Source organism: Pseudomonas fluorescens (genome assembly GCF_001902145.1).
Lineage (GTDB): Bacteria > Pseudomonadota > Gammaproteobacteria > Pseudomonadales > Pseudomonadaceae > Aquipseudomonas > Aquipseudomonas fluorescens_BV.
In genome coordinates this window covers 661,794-678,190 of the sequence record NZ_MRST01000027.1, presented here as the reverse complement: position 1 = coordinate 678,190, position 16,397 = coordinate 661,794, and the positions used below count along the sequence as shown (strand labels likewise).

The 16,397-nt window shown below is 59.9% G+C and carries 13 protein-coding genes; 4 read left to right on the top strand and 9 right to left on the bottom strand.

Going from position 1 to position 16,397, the window contains the following annotated elements; translation table 11 throughout:
- The first annotated feature begins 73 nt into the window (after positions 1 to 73).
- Positions 74 to 1,009: a lipid A biosynthesis lauroyl acyltransferase gene (locus BUE92_RS26250; protein ID WP_073527056.1), complete on the top strand. Its 936-nt coding sequence runs from the start codon at positions 74 to 76 to the stop codon at positions 1,007 to 1,009.
- Between the two features lie 31 nt (positions 1,010 to 1,040).
- Positions 1,041 to 2,183, top strand: a complete 1,143-nt coding sequence (locus tag BUE92_RS26245; RefSeq protein ID WP_073527055.1) for a patatin-like phospholipase family protein — start codon at positions 1,041 to 1,043, stop codon at positions 2,181 to 2,183.
- Between the two features lie 112 nt (positions 2,184 to 2,295).
- Here the strand turns inward: BUE92_RS26245 and BUE92_RS26240 are convergent, their stop codons facing one another.
- From BUE92_RS26240 to puuE, 8 genes are all read right to left on the bottom strand, one after another.
- Positions 2,296 to 3,081, bottom strand: coding sequence for an outer membrane protein OmpK (locus BUE92_RS26240; protein WP_073527054.1), 786 nt, complete (start codon positions 3,079 to 3,081; stop codon positions 2,296 to 2,298).
- 23 nt (positions 3,082 to 3,104) lie between these two features.
- Positions 3,105 to 3,473 (bottom strand): hypothetical protein, encoded by a 369-nt coding sequence (locus tag BUE92_RS28350; protein WP_143170035.1) that lies wholly within the window; start codon positions 3,471 to 3,473, stop codon positions 3,105 to 3,107.
- 43 nt (positions 3,474 to 3,516) lie between these two features.
- On the bottom strand, positions 3,517 to 4,860 hold the full coding sequence (locus BUE92_RS26235; protein ID WP_073527053.1) for a nucleobase:cation symporter-2 family protein: 1,344 nt from the start codon (positions 4,858 to 4,860) through the stop codon (positions 3,517 to 3,519).
- A 194-nt stretch (positions 4,861 to 5,054) separates the two neighbouring features.
- Positions 5,055 to 6,338, bottom strand: a complete 1,284-nt coding sequence (locus BUE92_RS26230) for a urate hydroxylase PuuD (RefSeq protein WP_003192825.1) — start codon at positions 6,336 to 6,338, stop codon at positions 5,055 to 5,057.
- Between the two features lie 51 nt (positions 6,339 to 6,389).
- Positions 6,390 to 6,893, bottom strand: coding sequence for an ureidoglycolate lyase (locus BUE92_RS26225; protein ID WP_005789953.1), 504 nt, complete (start codon positions 6,891 to 6,893; stop codon positions 6,390 to 6,392).
- 145 nt (positions 6,894 to 7,038) lie between these two features.
- Entirely contained in the window at positions 7,039 to 8,034 is a 996-nt protein-coding gene (gene alc, locus BUE92_RS26220) for an allantoicase (protein ID WP_073527052.1), read from the bottom strand.
- A gap of 41 nt (positions 8,035 to 8,075) precedes the next feature.
- Complete coding sequence (uraD, locus tag BUE92_RS26215; RefSeq protein ID WP_073527051.1) at positions 8,076 to 8,591, bottom strand: 2-oxo-4-hydroxy-4-carboxy-5-ureidoimidazoline decarboxylase; 516 nt, start codon at positions 8,589 to 8,591, stop codon at positions 8,076 to 8,078.
- A complete protein-coding gene (gene puuE / locus BUE92_RS26210) occupies positions 8,588 to 9,514 on the bottom strand; it encodes an allantoinase PuuE (protein ID WP_073527050.1) in 927 nt (308 codons plus the stop codon). Before puuE ends, uraD begins: the two co-directional genes overlap by 4 nt.
- Positions 9,515 to 9,944: 430 nt before the next feature.
- Between puuE and uraH the strand changes: the two genes are divergently transcribed.
- Positions 9,945 to 10,298, top strand: coding sequence for a hydroxyisourate hydrolase (gene uraH / locus BUE92_RS26200; RefSeq protein WP_032896006.1), 354 nt, complete (start codon positions 9,945 to 9,947; stop codon positions 10,296 to 10,298).
- Between the two features lie 236 nt (positions 10,299 to 10,534).
- Positions 10,535 to 15,739, top strand: a complete 5,205-nt coding sequence (locus BUE92_RS26195) for a dermonecrotic toxin domain-containing protein (protein ID WP_371915198.1) — start codon at positions 10,535 to 10,537, stop codon at positions 15,737 to 15,739.
- Here the strand turns inward: BUE92_RS26195 and BUE92_RS26190 are convergent.
- The gene (locus tag BUE92_RS26190; RefSeq protein WP_073527048.1) at positions 15,717 to 16,355 is read right to left on the bottom strand and encodes a LysE family translocator; all 639 of its coding nucleotides are present in this window, start codon (positions 16,353 to 16,355) and stop codon (positions 15,717 to 15,719) included. The two genes, BUE92_RS26195 and BUE92_RS26190, sit on opposite strands and share 23 nt — an antisense overlap.
- Between the last annotated feature and the right edge of the window lie 42 nt (positions 16,356 to 16,397).

Below are 16,397 nucleotides of genomic sequence, written 5' to 3'. Positions count from 1 at the left end.
AGAACACTCACCCGCCGCAAGCCGAGTCGAACCGTTGTAGAATGCGCGGCCCTTGTCTTTACCGGAATCTGTAATGGATCGCGCGCGTTTTCGAGCTGTATTTCTTCACCCGCGTTTTTGGCTGCTATGGCTGGGGCTCGGCCTGCTGTGGCTGGTCACCCAATTGCCGTATCGGGCGCTGTTGACCATTGGTCGCCTGCTGGGCGCGGGCATGTACCGCGTGGCGGGTGATCGTCGCCGTATCGCGGCGCGCAACCTTGAGCTGTGCTTCCCGGAAAAATCCGCGCAGGAGCGCAAACGCCTGCTCAAGGAAAACTTTGCCTCCACCGGTATCGCCTTTTTTGAAATGGCCATGAGCTGGTGGTGGCCCAAGCCGCGCCTGGCGCGCCTGGCCCATGTCGAAGGGCTGGAGCACCTCACGCAGGCGCAGTTGGAAGGCAAGGGCGTGATCCTCATGGCGCTGCACTTCACCACCCTGGAAATCGGTGCGGCGCTGCTGGGGCAAAAGCACACCATCGATGGCATGTATCGCGAGCACGGCAATGCGCTGTTCGATTTTATCCAGCGCCGTGGTCGTGAGCGCCATAACCTCGATTCCCTTGCCGTGGAGCGCGACGACGTGCGCGGTATGCTCAAGCTGCTGCGCGCCGGCCGGGCCATCTGGTACGCACCGGACCAGGACTACGGCGCCAAGCAAAGCATCTTCGTGCCGCTGTTCGGTATCCAGGCGGCCACCGTCACCGCCACCAGCAAGTTCGCACGCCTGGGCAAGGCGCTGGTGGTGCCGTTCACCCAGGAGCGCCTGGCCGATGGCAGCGGTTACCGTTTGGTGATCCACCCGCCGCTGACCGACTTCCCGGGTGAAACCGACGAGATCGACTGCTTGCGCATCAACCAGTGGGTCGAAGCCTCGGTGCGCGAATGCCCCGAGCAATACCTGTGGACCCACCGCCGTTTCAAGAGCCGGCCACCGGGTGAGCCCAAGTTGTACGAAAAGCGCCGTCGATAACCCCAACCCTTTCGCCACATGGAGTGACGCAATGCGCCCAGCTGAACCGGTCACAGGCTTGATTCTTTCCGGCGGCGGGGCGCGAGCGGCGTACCAGGTGGGGGTGTTGGCGGCGATTGCCGAGTTGCTGCCTGCGGGGGCAGCGAATCCTTTTCCGGTGATCGTCGGCACCTCGGCTGGCGCGATCAATGCGGTGAGCCTGGCCAGTGGCGCCAGTGATTTTTCGGCCGCTATCCAACGGCTGGTGGCCTTCTGGCAGGGCTTTCGCAGCCATCAGGTGCTGCGCAGCGACTGGCCGGGAGTGATGCGCCAGGCCAGTCGTTTCCTGATCCATAGCCTGTTGGGGGTGGGCGCCCAGGTGCCGGTGGCGTTGCTCAACAGCTCGCCACTGCGCGACTTGTTGCAGGAGCGCTTGAACCTGAACGGCATCGACGAGGCTATCCGTCGCCAGCATTTGCAGGCGGTGGCGGTGACGGCATTTGGTTATGAGTCCGGGCAAGCGGTGACCTTCTATCAGGGCGGCGGCACCATTGATGCCTGGCTGCGCCATCGGCGTATCGGCGTGCCCACCCAGTTGACGGTGGAGCACCTGCTGGCCAGTTCGGCGATTCCGCTGTTGTTTGCCCCGATCAAGCTTGGCCAGGAGTACTTCGGCGATGGCGCGGTGCGCCAGTCCGCGCCCATCAGCCCGGCCTTGCACCTGGGCGCCAGCCGCGTGCTGGTCGTGGGCGTCAGTGGTAACCCGCGTGGCAATGAACCGTCGATGCAGCGTACCTATACCGGCCAGCAACCGACCCTGGCGCAAATTGGTGGGCATATGCTCAACAGCACGTTCATTGACAGCCTGGAAAGCGATATCGAGCTGCTGGAGCGCTTGAACCAGTTCAGCCGCGTCGTGCCGGCGGATGCGGCGGTGCAGGGCCTGGCACCGGTAGAGGTACTGGTGATTGCCCCCAGCCAGCCCATCGATGAAATCGCCGCGCGGCATCGTCAGGAATTACCGGCGGCGTTGCGTGTGTTTTTGCGCGGGCCTGGGGCGACCAAGACCAGCGGGGCAGGGGTGTTGAGTTATCTGTTGTTCGAGGCGGGGTACTGCAGTGAGTTGATCGAGCTGGGGCGCAAGGATGCACTGGCCAAGCGTGAGGAGATCACCCGTTTCCTGGGGTTGGCATGAGCCTCTGTAGGAGCGAGCTTGCTCGCGAAGAACCTGAGAACGCCGCGTTTATTTAGCATGGGCGCGGTGATCGTGAGTTTTTCGCGAGCAAGCTCGCTCCTACACAGGACGGTCAGAAGTGGTACTTGACCAGGAAGCTTGCCGTGTCCTGAGTCGTCTTGAAGGCCCCGCTGTCTTCAATCCCGTATTTGTTCTTCCAGTAGTCGTACTCAAAACCCACATACAACTGCTTGTCGCCCCAATGCAGCGCTTTGCCCAGGTCGTATTTGACCTGCGGGTTGAAGTGCAGGTTGGCGTGAGAAGTGCCGCGGGCGTTTTTGTCGTTATCCACCACCCAGTCCATGAAGCCGTCGATCAACACGTCGGAGTTACCCACGGGAATGGTGTACGACCATACCGGCGTGATCTGCCATACGCCGTCACCCGGACGATTGCCTTCGGTCTGGCGCTGGTAGAAGTTCAGCTGGAAGTAGTCGAAACCGGGAATGTTCAAATCGAATGCCGGGCCCAGCAAGTAGGACTCGTTGTCGCCTTCGCCGAACTCGTAGGTGAAGGCCAGCAACACATCCTTGATCGGGCCGAATGACAGGTCCTGGTTGAAAATCTTGCCGAAGGACAAGCGCGGGCTGAACTCGCCGTAGTAAGTGTTGGGCCCCAGATTGCCGTCTTCCTTGCCGTTGTAAAAGATGCGGTCGAGGAAGAAGAAGTTGTCGCCGTACTTCCATGCGTCGGCATGTTCGAAGGTGACGGTTTGCTGGATCTGCGGGTTGACGGTAAAGCTCTTGCCCCACAGGTAAGTCAGGCTGTTGTTCTGCCACTGCAACAAGTCACCGGCGACGGCCTGGCCACCAGCCAGCAGTGATCCCGCCAGCATCAGGCCTTTGAACATAGGTTTCATTCGGTTGCTCCCGAGTTAAAATTTTATGGTTTTTCTTCTACGCAGGCGCTCTGGTGTGGCGCCTTTTGGTTCGCTGCAAAAATCGTCTGTTCGGTCAGCTTTGATGCTTTTAGCAAGAGCTGCGCCAAGGTGTTAAAAAAGCCAAAAAATCCCCGTCGGCTGCAGCGGATGCAGTCGAATTCAGGGGACTTTTGTGCACTTTGGCAGCAAACATCAGGCCGGGATAAGTTGGCCTTGAGGTCAGCTTTTACATTCGCTGTTTTTTTTTGAGTCGATTCGAGCGGGCGCGGAGAATACTGGCTCCCAGGCCTGGGCTCAAGTGCGCTGTAACAGAGCGCGAGGGGCAAGAATGGGGCGCGGCGTGTGGCCGGCCCCAGGTCAAGGTTGTGCATGTGGATGTTCCCTGTTGTTGTTATTTTTGTACTAACAAAGGAATCAATGCGTATGCGCGACTTCGGGGCGCTCAGCGCCGCCGAGGATGTTGAACAGGATGTTCAGCGACAACGCGCTGAGGGTGGCCATGGCGATGCCGCTGTGGGTAATCGGGCTCATCCACAATGGCAGCTGCGCGAAGAACTCCGGACGTACCACGGGGATCAGGCCCATGCCGATGCTCACGGCCACCAGCAACTGGTTACGGCGGTCGGCGATGTCGGCTTCCTGCAGGATCTTGATTCCGGTCGCCGCCACCATGCCGAACATCGCAATCGCCGCGCCGCCGAGTACCGCAGGTGGAATCGACGCCACCAGATAGGCCGCCTTGGGCAACAGGCTGAGCACGATCAAGAACGCGCCGGCCATGAGCGTGACCGAGCGGCAGCGCACACCGGTCATCTGCAGCAGGCCGATATTCTGCGCGAAGGAGGAGTGGGTAAAGGTGTTGAAGAAGCCGGCAAAGAACGACGCGCCGGCATCACACAGCAGGCCGCGCCGCAGCATCTTCGGCGTGACCTCCTGGCCGGTGATCTTGCCCAGGGCGAGGAACATGCCGGTGGACTCGACAAAAATGATCACCACCACCAGGCACATCGACAGGATCGGCGCCAACTCGAACTTGGGCATGCCAAAGTGCAACGGCGTCACCACCTGCACCCACGGCGCCTGGGCCAGGCCACTGAGGTCGACCATGCCGATCACACCACACAGGGCGTAACCCAGGCCCATGCCGATCAGCACCGAGATGTTCACCCAGAAGCCGCGCATGAAGCGGTTGATCAGCAAGATAGTGCCCAGCACCAGGGCGGCAATCGCCAGGTAGACCGGCGAGCCAAACGTGGCGGCGGCGCTGCCCCCGCCGGCCCAGTTCACCGCGACGGGGAACAGCGAAAGGCCGATGGCGGTGATCACCGTACCGGTCACCAGCGGCGGGAAAAAGCGCACCACCTTGGACATGAACGGTGCGATGAGCATGCCGAAGAACCCGGCGGCAATGGTCGCGCCGAAGATGCCCTGCAAACCGATGCCGGGCATGCCGGCCATGGCGACCATGCTGCCTACGGCTGCAAAACTGGCGCCCATCATCACCGGCATGCGGATCCCCATGGGGCCGATGCCGAACGACTGCACCATGGTGGCGATACCGGCCACCAGGAGGTCGGCGTTGATCAGAAAGGCAATTTCTTCACGGCTCAAGCCTGCGGCCTGGCCAATGATCAGGGGCACGGCGACGGCACCGCCGTACATCAGCAAGACGTGTTGCAGGCCTACCAGGATCAGTTGCAAGAGGGGCAGCCGCACCATGGCGGGCGCGGCAGGAGTCTGCGTTTCTAACTGGGACATGCAACACCTCGGATCTTTTTATTTTTGTGTTGTTTGGCATTCAATTGCCATTTGGAACGCGATTTCAAATCACTGCATATCTCCTGTGGGAGCGGGCTTGCTCGCGAAAGCGCCGGTTCAGTCACCTTAAGGGTTGAATGACACACCGTATTCGCGAGCAAGCCCGCTCCCACATTTGGATCTGCGTCAGACTGTCAGTTGGTGCGGGCCCCCTGATTGATCCAGGTGCCAATCAAATCCCGCTCCTGCTGGGTCATCTGGGTAATGTTGCCCAGCGGCATGATCTGGCTGGCCACCGCCTGCGCTTGAATCCGCGCGGCCTGCTGCTGGATCTGTGCCGGTGTGTCGAACATCACCCCAGCCGGGGCGGTGCTGAACAGCGGGCTAGTGGGCTTGGCCGAATGGCACACGGTGCAGCGTTGCTCGATCACGTGGTGCACCTGGCCGAAGTCCGTGGTGGCCTGGGCCGGTGCCGGTTCAGCGGCGGGTGCGGCAGGCGCGGCCGGTTTCAAGCCACCGCCCAATGCGGTTTCCGGCAGGGGTTGGTACTCGATGGCAGCTGGTGCCTTGGCAATCGGTTCAGCCGGTTTTGGCCCGGTCACGTAGGCCAGGCTGATCATCGCCAAGGCGCCCACGGGCAAGGTCCACGCATACTTCTGGCTGTCATGCCGGGTGTTGAAGTAGTGGCGCACCAACACCGCCGCCACCGCGATCCCGGCCAGGATCAGCCAGTTGTATTGGCTGCCATAGGTGCTCGGGAAGTGGTTGCTGATCATGATGAACAGCACCGGCAAGGTGAAGTAGTTGTTGTGCCGTGAGCGCAGCAGACCCTTGGCCGGCAGCGCCGGGTCGGGCGTGCGGTTCTCGGCGATGGCCGCCACCAGCGCGCGCTGGGCCGGCATGATGATGCGGAACACGTTACCCACCATGATCGTGCCGATCACCGCACCCACGTGCAGGTAGGCGCCACGGCCGCTGAACACCTTGCTGAAGCCGTAGGCCGCCGCAATCAACAGCACGAACAGGATCAAGCCGAGCAGGGCAGGGCGTTTGCCCAGGGCCGAGTCGCAGAGGAAGGAGTAGATGAACCAGCCGGCGAACAACGAGCCGATGCCCAGCAACACGCCTTCGGTGCCGCTGAGGCTGCTGCCGGGGGCGAGCAGGTACAGCGTCGGGTTGAGGTAGAACACCACGCACAGCAGCGCGACGCCCGACATCCAGGTGAAATAGGCTTCCCATTTGAACCAGTGCAGGTTGTCCGGCATGGTCGGGGGGGCCAGTTTGTATTTTTCCAGGTGGTAGATACCGCCACCGTGGATCGCCCACAAGTCACCGGCCAGGCCGTTCTTGGGGTTGACGCGATTAAGGTTGTTTTCCAGCCAGACGAAGTAGAAAGAAGCGCCGATCCAGGCGACGCCAGTGATCATGTGAACCCAGCGCACGCTCAGGTTCAGCCATTCCAACAGATGTGCTTCCACAGTCTTTACCTCTCGCCTGTCACCCTTGTTGTCGGGTGATCCGGCCTTCTCTTATTGGTGGGGGGCGAGGATCAACCGCTCATCCTCTTTGAAAAAATGCTCATCGCAGTTATTGCCTGTGCCACTGCGATCAACCACCAGGAAGTCATCCCGCTTTTCGATCGTCAGCACCGGGTGGTGCCAGACGCCGCGATGGTAATTAATGCCCTGCCTGCCGTTGGTGACGAAGGCGCGGACCAAGCCTGATACAGGTGCATCGCCAAGTGGCGCGACCACGATCAGAAAGGGGTTGCCGAGCAGCGGAATGAACGCCTGGCTGCCCAGCGGGTGTCTCTCCAGCATGCACACGGTCAGCGGCATGTCCTGCGCGTCGGCGCGGAAGATGCTGATGATGGCGTGGTCTTCAGGCTGTGCTGTTTCGACCGTTGCCAGCTTGTGAAAGCGCATGGTCGACCCATTGTTGATCATGAAGTGATCGCTGCCATCGGTTTCGATAACGTCTCCGAAGGGGGCGAAGGCTTCTTTGGTCAAAGGTTCGATCATCAGTGTGCGCATGGCTGTCTTCTTAATCTTGAGTTGTTATTGGATCTGTGTAGGAGCGAGCTTGCTCGCGAAAAACTCAAAGACACCGCGTGTATCCAGGATGGGCGCGTTATCTTTGACGATCTTCGCGAGCAAGCTCGCTCCTACAGTCTCAGCATTACTTCGCGACCTTGCCCAGTACCCGCAGGCGACTCACACCACCATCCGGGAACACATTCAAGCGGATGTGGGTAATCGGCCCCAGCGCCTTGATCTGCTCGGCGAAGGTGTGTTCGGCGTGCATTTCCAGCTTCTGCGCCGGCAGCAGTTCGCGCCAGAACAGCGACTGGGTTTCGATCTGGCTGTCGGTGCCGCCTTTCACGAAGGCGCCCTGGACCGAGCAGGTATCCGGGTAGTTGCCCTTGAAGTGCAGGGTGTCGACCACGATTTTCTCGATCTCGCCCGGGTGGCCCAGGGCGACGATCACCCAGTCATTGCCTGGCGTGCGACGGCGTGCGGTTTCCCAGCCGTCGCCCATGTTGATGCCACGGCCCGGGTTGAGGATGTTGCTCATGCGGCCGAAGTGTTCATCGGAGCAGGCCAGGGCACGGCCGCCATTGAGCGCGGCAGCCAGGTCGATCTGTTCGTTGTCACCCACCGAAGACCAGTCGCGGAACGGCACGCCGTACACACGCAGACGGGCTACGCCGCCATCCGGGTAGATGTTGAAGCGCAGGTGGCTGAACGCCTGGTCGTTGTTGATCTCGTGGTAGTGGTGGCTGTTGCCTTGCAGCTCGACCGCCGACAGTACTTCCACCCACTGGGTGTTGGCATCCGGTTCACCCGAGGCCAGGAAGCAGGCTTCCAGGGAGGCCGATGGCGGGAAGTTGCCGGTGAAGAATGAAGTGTCGATGTCCACGCCTTTGATCGAACCCGGCACGCCCAGGCGGATCACCGCGCTGTCGTAGCCTTCGAAGCGCTTGCGGCGCGACTCCCAGCCGTCCATCCACTTGCCGTTGTCATCGAAAACGCCCTCCTTCCACACGGCCGGGGTCGGCTGGAACAGGCGGTTGGCGTCAGCGAACCAGTCGTCGGTCACCGAGATGATCTTGGTGCCCAGGCGGGCGTCGGCCAGGTTGACGAACTTTTCGAAAGGTACGGCGTAAGCTTTCATTCTTCTTGTCTGCCTTAAATAGAGTGGCTGGGGATGGACTGCTAGAGGGTCAGTAAGCGGAACAACGCGATCTTGTTGATCTCGTTCAGCGCGCACTTGAACTCGGTGTCCACCGAGTTATGAATGCGCGTTTCGAACGCGGCGAGGATCTGGTGCCGGTTGCTGCCTTTTACCGCCATGATGAAGGGAAACTTGAACTTGGCTTTGTAGGCCTCATTCAGCTCGGTGAAGCGAGAAAACTCTTCGGCCGTGCATTGGTGAATCCCCGCGCCCGCTTGTTCATCGGTGCTGGCTTGGGTCAGTTGGCCCTGGACGGCAGCTTTTCCGGCCAGGTCCGGGTGAGCATTGATCAGCGCCAGTTGCGAGGCGTGATCAGCACTCAACAGGATATCGCTCATGCGCTGGTGCAGGGTTTCGATCTGGTCGATCGACGCGTCCTGGCCCAGGTCGAAGGCCTTTTCGGCCACCCATGGCGAGTGTTCGTAGATATCGGCAAAGGCCTGGACGAAGGCGTCGCGGCTCAAGGTCGAAGGTTTCAGGGTTTGGAACGCAGTCATTTCGCCGCTCCCGGGAAAGGGTGGGTTTGGTGCCAGTGACGGGCGATGTCCACACGGCGGGTGAACCACACCTGGTCATGGCCTTTGACGTATTCAATGAAGCGCTTGAGCGAGGCCAGGCGTGCCGGGCGGCCGATCAGGCGGCAATGCAGGCCGATCGAAAGCATCTTCGGCGCCTCGGCACCTTCGGCATACAGCACGTCGAAGGCATCCTTGAGGTACTCGAAAAAGTCATCGCCCTTGTTGAAACCCTGCACCTGGGTAAAGCGCATGTCGTTGGTGTCCAGGGTGTAGGGGATCACCAGGTGCGGCTTGCCGGTGGGGGTGTTGGGTTCCCAGTAGGGCAGGTCGTCGTCGTAGGTGTCGCAGTCGTACAGGAAGCCACCTTCCTCCATCACCAGGCGACGGGTGTTGGGGCCGGTGCGGCCGGTGTACCAGCCCAGCGGGCGTTCGCCGGTCAGCTCTGTGAGGATGCGGATGGCTTCGAGCATGTGCTCGCGTTCCTGGGCCTCGTCCATGTACTGGTAGTCGATCCAGCGGTAGCCGTGGCTGCAAATCTCGTGGCCGGCGGCGACCATGGCGCGGATTACATCCGGGTGGCGCTGGGCGGCCATGGCCACGGCGAAGATGGTCAGCGGAATGTCGAATTCCTTGAACAACTTGAGGATGCGCCACACCCCGGCACGGCTGCCGTACTCGTACAGCGACTCCATGCTCATGTTGCGCTCGCCTTGCAGCGGCTGGGCCGAGACCATTTCCGAAAGGAAGGCTTCCGACTCTTTGTCACCGTGCAAAATGTTGCGCTCGCCGCCTTCTTCGTAGTTGAGTACGAACGACAGCGCGATGCGTGCCTTGCCCGGCCAATGGGGGTGAGGAGGGTTACTGCCGTAACCGATCAGGTCGCGTGGGTAGTCAGCGCTCACTGCAGTCTTCCTTCTTGTTCGTGGTAGCAAATGTGTGGCGACCGGGCAGTGGAATGACTGAGTGGCGTCACAGCGATGAGTGATTGTATACAACTTATCGCGAACTTTGTAAGCCTGCATTTCTGCATTTTTTCTGAACGGTCTACCTGCAAGAAACTTGCCTGAGCGGTCAGGTTAAGATGAAAAAGCCCACTGTAGGAGCGAGCTTGCTCGCGAAAAACCTGAGTGCGCCACTTTTCATGCTGAAAGCCCGCGTTATCGTTGGTGTTTTTCGCGAGCAAGCTCGCTCCTACAGAGGGGTTGAAGTGCTGTGGAATTTATTGTGTACAATTTTCGTAAAAAGTGTCTTAATCGAATATCGCCGGCTTTTTCAATGCTCTGAAAAAGTGCAGGTTCTCTTTTTACTGACTTCGGGAGGCGCATAGACGCCATGGGACGTTTGACCACACACGTTTTGGACGCCGCGCACGGCTGCCCCGGCAGCGCTATCAAGGTTGAGCTGTACCGCGTCGAAGGCGCGCAGCTGGAGCTGGTTGCCACCGCCACCACCAACAGCGACGGCCGTTGCGACGCACCGCTGCTGCAAGGCGACGATTACCGTAGCGGCGTTTACCAACTGCAATTCAGCGCCGGTGACTACTACCGTGCCCGTGGCGTGCAGTTGCCCGAGCCGGCTTTTCTGGACGTGGTGGTACTGCGCTTTGGTATCAGTGCCGAACAGGACCATTACCATGTACCCCTGCTGATTTCGCCTTACAGCTACTCCACTTATCGCGGTAGCTGAGTCGTCACCTCGCTTCACACCCCCAAATGCTCTTCGTTGGTTTCGCCCGCGCACACTGCGGGCTTTTTTTTGCCGGGTAATGCGTTCAACTATCTAACGCCCGCAGGCCCTGGGCAGTACTTAGGCTGGCTGTTTTCCTCATGAATGAAGGAAACGCCATGACCATGCCCGATGTACTGCAACCCGCCAGCCATTCGCCCGATCCCCTCGATGCCGAGGTTGCCGCCGAAGCCGCATTGCAGGCCATTCGTAAACAACTCGGAGGGCGAATCAACACTTACACCCAGCCCAGCCGCCTGATCAATCAGGTCTGCCTTGTCGACGTTCGGTCCAGCGAGTCGGCACAAGCACTCAGCCGCTTGATAGCGCGGTCACCCAGAGTCTTGAAAGTCATTCGCGCGCAGTTGCGCAAAGCGTTTGAAATCGACCCGAACAACCTGTTGTTTACCCAACCGAAGCTGGCAGGCGAGCCGGAGAAAGTCGACAGCTTGACTGACCGTGCGCTGCAACTGCTGGTTTTGCCCTCGGTGCCGATCAACGTCAATTTATTCACTACCTTGAGCGTCAAGGGCGATCCGGATCGCCGGTTGCCCTTTACGCCGCTGCAAGCACTGCGGCGAGTGATCGAGTTGAGGCTGTTCGAGCGGTTGGCCAGTGCGCAGAGCGGCTATTGGGACGGCCTGGCGCAAGGGTCCTGGCTCACGCGGCGAGAGCGCTGGGTTGAGCTGTACAAGCGGCTGTTCGCTGACCAAGCCTACATGGCGCGGCAACTGGACGAGCTTTCGAGTGCGGGAATAGCCATGGTTCAAGCCGCGATCGATGCGCCGACTGTCGAGGCTCGTCAGCGTGCTGGCGGCGGCTGGGCCAGCGTACGCGTGGGCCAATTGCTTTGGCCCGGTACACCTGCGACAGCGATCCCCGCCGCCTTGCATTTTTATCGCGAGGGCGATCCCAGTGCTGTGCCTCACGTTGTTTACCTGCCGGGGGAGGGGCGCAATTTCTATGAGTATCCGTCGTTCTTCGCCATTCAATGCGGCCTGCTCGAACTGAACAGGTCGCGGTTCAACGAGCTTTGGCAGTGCTTACCGTTGCGTCGTCGCGATACGTTGTATCGCCCCGGGGATTTATCGCCGGCCTCCTGTATCACTCGCGGCTTGGAGGTCATGGGGGATGCGCTGGCGCTGGGTGCGCAGGCGTTGCTGGACGGGCAGTGGGAAAATGAATTGGCGTGTACCGTGATGATCAATTACGAGCACGTTTTTTCCAAAGCACGGCCTCGACCGCAGCGGCTGGATGCCGTACAGCTTCTCGCCCAGGTGGAAGGCGTACGCAAGCAATTGGTCGGTAGCGCGCGACTCGGCCCCCTGCGTGAGGAGTTGCTTGAATGGGACCAGCGTCGACGGTCCACAGAAATCATCTTTGCCAGTACGGCTCCTGACTTGGCCCAGCGCACGGGAGAGCAGCAGATCAAGCGATACGAAAAAGGCTTGCTCGCGTTGCTCGACTCGCAGGACCTGAGCGCGGATACGCCGCAATACCTGGAGTTGTTGTCGCTGATAAGCCAGCAACAAGGCTATGCGCAGACGCTGGATGGGTTGATACAAACAGAGCAACAACGGTTGCTCGACGTGGATTTTTGGGCTGAGCGTCCCGGTGGTAATGGCACGCTGCGCCGCGGTTCGCTGTTCATTAACGCCCAAACCGCAGCCCTGCGCTGCGAGGCCCAGTTGCAACACCGGCTCAAACTGCTGAGTACGGCACATCGCGACCTGATAATTGAGGTGGTGGATCAGCCTCTGCCAACCAAGCGCCCAGGCAGTGAGACCCAGGTGCTGACGATCGCGGTGGGGAGCGAGCCTGACGCCTTCTACACGCTGCATAACATATGGGTGGTGACCACGGCCCCAGCGGTGCGGGTGCCTGCCCGCAGGCATCCGGTGGTGTTGTACGCCTTCGGGGCAGAGGGGGGCGTACTGGGTTTTTCCAGCCTGGAGGCATTGACTCAGAGCCTCAAGGCGAGCCTTGGCGGCTGGGATGACTCGGTGCTATGGCACGGTGTCGAGCGCGACAAACGTCGCGACTTACGCACACATGCGGTACGTCAAACCTTGGCCGTGCGCTACGTCCCTGTAAAAGGCAAGCCGGCGCTGGCGTCGATCAAGAAAGTGCTGGGGACCTGCGATCGTCTGTACAGAAGTACCGAGGACATCACGCGTGTGTTCAGTGAGGTCAAGGATCCTACCCTTGGCCGCGCGCTGTTGCTGGTTGAACTCAAAGAACAGTTGAGGGTGCCCGTCAATAGCGCATTGAGGCAGGCGCAGGCCAATATTGAACTGGTGCGCAAGACGGCGGCAGAAGCGAAAAACCTGCCGGCCTATTTGGCACAGTCAACGCGCGTCAAGCGCCGGCGCTTCAAGCATTTGCAGGGTCTCTACCTGAGCAGTGCCTTCGCCTTCAAGTCTCGTCTGGAGCAATGGCAGCCCGACCTGGAAACATTCGCTCGTCGCGCCTTGACCGAGCGTTTGAGCAAGGACGGTATTTCGCCACTGTTTGACATCGATCAGCCCTTGATCGATATGCCCGACGATGTTCAAGGCAGTTATTGCGGGTGGACCAGCGGCTGTACCGTGGGCGATCGTAAAATAATAATGACCCCGACCGCCACACGGACGACGTTCAGTTTGCTGCAACTGGCGCTGCATAACCTGGACCCCTTGGCGCCCTGGACACAATGGCGATTGAACCGCGGGCGTTTTTTGCAACCGCAGTGGAGGCAACAGCTCAATGACGCTTATCTGATCGAGCTGGTGTCTTCGCTGGATATTGGCGGCGAGTACGATGCGTTGATCAACCGAACGTTCTATCCACGTACCAACCCCACCCACCGGCTCAGTCAAGGACGCATTCCCGCGTTATTGAAACGCACCTTGCAAACCGGCGTAGATCTTCATCTTTTTTCGGCGGTTCAGCAGGGGCTGACGGCCAATGCGCAAAGCCTGTTCAAGACCGCGATGGCAGCCCGGACACAGCAGGACCTGCTGAAAAACCAGCATGAGGTGCGGTTGCATGTGGTGCATCTGGTGGGCCACACGATGCAACACGACCGCTATATTGCTGGAATCGTGGTGGTGCAAGACAAGCGTACCGAACTCTGCGTGGTCTACTGGCCCAGGGCACCGCAAGCGTTGATCCTCACCGAATACAGCTGCCTGCAACAGGCCCAGGCTGAATTGAACCGTATCGGCGCCGTGCCTGCCAACGCCCGTGCGCTGGCGCACCAGGTTGCACCCGGCTGGGCATTCGAGGCCATCAGCCATCATCCGGCCGAGGTCGAGGTCGATATTTCGGCTATGGCGTTCGATTTACTGGGAGGCGTGCCAGTTTATTCAGCGGGAAGGTGGATCTGGCGCGGGGTGGAGTTCGTCCGCTCATTTTCAGTCAGGCACCTGGAGCCGACGGCATTGCTTGATCAAATCGAGCAACAAACCCATGAGCAGATTGCCAGTGATCCGCAGAACTGGCTGACGTTGGTCGCCACCTCGCACAGCGACGCCCAGGCCCTGTTATATCAAGCTGGCGTGCTTGAGCTGCAACGCCAGACCCAGGCTGCCAGCCATTCTGGCAAGGCGCTGGAGGCCTACCGACGTCAGCGCCTGGATGGGCAGAGCGATACCCGTAACCGTGCGCTGGTGGCCTTTTTCTCGCCGTTGTTCGGGATGTTCAATGACTTCTACGAGCTGCTGATTGTGGCGCGGCGTTATCATCGCTTTGGCGATCCGCTTGACGCTGTGGATGTAGGCTTCATGAGCGGATTTTTGGCAATTGATCTGTTACTGAACTTCGTACCTGGCCCCAAGAAGCTGGGCGGTACCGTCGCTCGGGTAGCGCGGCCTGTGCGCGCTACCTTGGGGAGGGTACACCGCTTGCGCATGAGGGTTGGCGCCGTTTCTCGCTCGACGCCGTCTGCGGTAGCTCGAGTCAAAGCCCTGGAGCCCTACAAGATCAAGGGCATACCCGATGGCGCTGTCGCATTGAAGGGGCCGGGAGAGGAAGGTATCTATGTGAAGAATGGCGAGTCGTTCGTGGCCGACGAAACGCACCACTACCCGGTTTACCGGCGCGCCGATGAGTCGGTGTTTCGCCTTAAAAACACCGAAACTCCAGGGCAAGACGAGTTGATACTGCATATCCATCGACCCAAGGAATGGCTACTCGGTGCCGATGCACCCGAGCCGGTGGCCGGTCCGAGCTCTGCGATGCGCAACCCGTGGCCTGTGGCAGTGCCTGCGGCAGTGCCGAATTTGCAGTTGACGGATTTTCATCAGGCCTTGCTAAGCCGGATTCGCAACTCCTCTACGACGCACATCGATTGGGTGAACTGGCGTGCGCAAATTCACGCCACGGATCGATGGGAGTCCCCTGAACCCGGGGTATTTCTTATTACTTCACAGACCGGAGAAGTTTCCCGCTCAGTCGTCAGAATAGGCGCCAGGTATGAACAGCTGCAGGATCCGAGGAACAGTTATTACCGAGTGCTCCCCCGCGGGCAGCAGGATCCATTGACGGATATCACCTTTATCACGCGGGATGAATCCAGGGTTTCAGCGCCTTTCATGGACATTGAACGCTGGACACGCCTGGCAGTGGAAGAACAGCCAATTCCAGTGTCGCGCACGCCTGCGGGTGAATGGCAGATGCACGCGCGTTTATTCGAGCACTCGCTGGACATTGATATGAGCCTTGCCTTCCCCTCAATGACCGGCAACAGCCGAAGGTTTGCGGTATTGCGGCTGATTGAAATGGCAGACCCTTCCACCACCACCAATGCCAACCACCTGCTGAAAGTCCGCGCGACGCTGGATAAATGGCTGGCTCCCAGCCCGGTCAAGCGCGGCCAGACGGACGATTTACTGCGGATGTTGCGGGTTAATGACAGGCGTAACGCCTATGTATACGTCGGTTATGAAGGCAAGGCACCGGGCTTTACGCGGGTTGATTTCAATCTGCGGGATCCATTGGAACCGCGTCTGCAATTTGACGCGACGCCAGTCAGGCTACCCCGGCTTGCAGCAGAGCGTGCTGCAGTCAGAACCGTGCTGGAGCAGCAAGGTTTCAGAGTTGATGACTTGTCTGTACTGCGTGCGGGGCGGCGCGCCGGGGAATTCAGTGACGAATCCGTTGTGACTCATCCCCGTTCGAACCAAGTGTATTACGTGGCTTACCAATGGCTTGACTCGGGGCGAATGACACTCAGAAACAAGCTTACGGACAAGTGGATTGGAGTCGCCATCAAGGCACACCCCGACTCTGAATTATTAAGGGAGGTGGCCCGGGCCATGCAAGAACAGCGCTTGGGGCGGATTGTGGCCGGCATCCAATGGGCTAGTGCAGGTAATCTCGAGCCAACTGTTTACTTCATCAAAGTGAGCCCCTCACGTTGATAAGTGCCGCAGCGCCGGCGCCGCCAAACAGTGCGGCGCTGATACGGTTGAACCAGCTCTGGCCCGCACCGCTGCGCAAATACCGCGCCGCGCCATGGGCACCCAGGCCGTAGGCCAATTTGCACAGCAGGTCGAGCACCGTCCAGGTGGCTATCATAATCAGCAGTTGCGGCAAAAACGGCTGCTGGCTGGTGAGAAACTGCGGCAGGAAAGCGGCGAAAAACAGGATGTCCTTGGGATTGCTCGCCCCCAGTACAAAAGCACGGCCAAACAAGGCGCGAAAGCGCGGCACGGCCGGTGTTTGCGGCACTTGCGCAGCGTGGGCCGGCAGGCGCGATTGCTGCCAGCTCTGCCAGGCGAGATAAAACAGGTACAGTGCGCCAAGGACTTTCAAGGCGCTGAACAACTGCTCGGAGGCCAGCAACAATGCACCCAGGCCCAGGGCCGAGGCGCTCAACAGGCAGATCGAGGCAAACACCCCGCCGAGAAACGCCGGGTAGGAGCGGCGCAGGCCATAGTTGAGGCTGTTGCTGATCATCAGCAGGGACAGCGGGCCGGGAATCAGGATCACCACCAGCGCAGCGCCACTGAACAGCAGCCAGGTTTCCAAGGTCATTTACGTTCCTCCATTCGTGCAAAAGCCCCACCCGAAGGTGAG

Excerpts from the sequence above, each read along its gene's own strand:
- BUE92_RS26225 (WP_005789953.1), bottom strand. The coding sequence starts at position 6,893 with ATGCGCACACTGATGATCGAACCTTTGACCAAAGAAGCCTTCGCCCCC.
- uraD (WP_073527051.1), bottom strand. The coding sequence starts at position 8,591 with ATGACTGCGTTCCAAACCCTGAAACCTTCGACCTTGAGCCGCGACGCC.
- uraH (WP_032896006.1), top strand. The coding sequence starts at position 9,945 with ATGGGACGTTTGACCACACACGTTTTGGACGCCGCGCACGGCTGCCCC.
- BUE92_RS28350 (WP_143170035.1), bottom strand. The coding sequence starts at position 3,473 with ATGCACAACCTTGACCTGGGGCCGGCCACACGCCGCGCCCCATTCTTG.
- BUE92_RS26190 (WP_073527048.1), bottom strand. The coding sequence starts at position 16,355 with ATGACCTTGGAAACCTGGCTGCTGTTCAGTGGCGCTGCGCTGGTGGTG.
- BUE92_RS26245 (WP_073527055.1), top strand. The coding sequence starts at position 1,041 with ATGCGCCCAGCTGAACCGGTCACAGGCTTGATTCTTTCCGGCGGCGGG.
- BUE92_RS26240 (WP_073527054.1), bottom strand. The coding sequence starts at position 3,081 with ATGAAACCTATGTTCAAAGGCCTGATGCTGGCGGGATCACTGCTGGCT.
- BUE92_RS26250 (WP_073527056.1), top strand. The coding sequence starts at position 74 with ATGGATCGCGCGCGTTTTCGAGCTGTATTTCTTCACCCGCGTTTTTGG.
- alc (WP_073527052.1), bottom strand. The coding sequence starts at position 8,034 with ATGAAAGCTTACGCCGTACCTTTCGAAAAGTTCGTCAACCTGGCCGAC.
- BUE92_RS26235 (WP_073527053.1), bottom strand. The coding sequence starts at position 4,860 with ATGTCCCAGTTAGAAACGCAGACTCCTGCCGCGCCCGCCATGGTGCGG.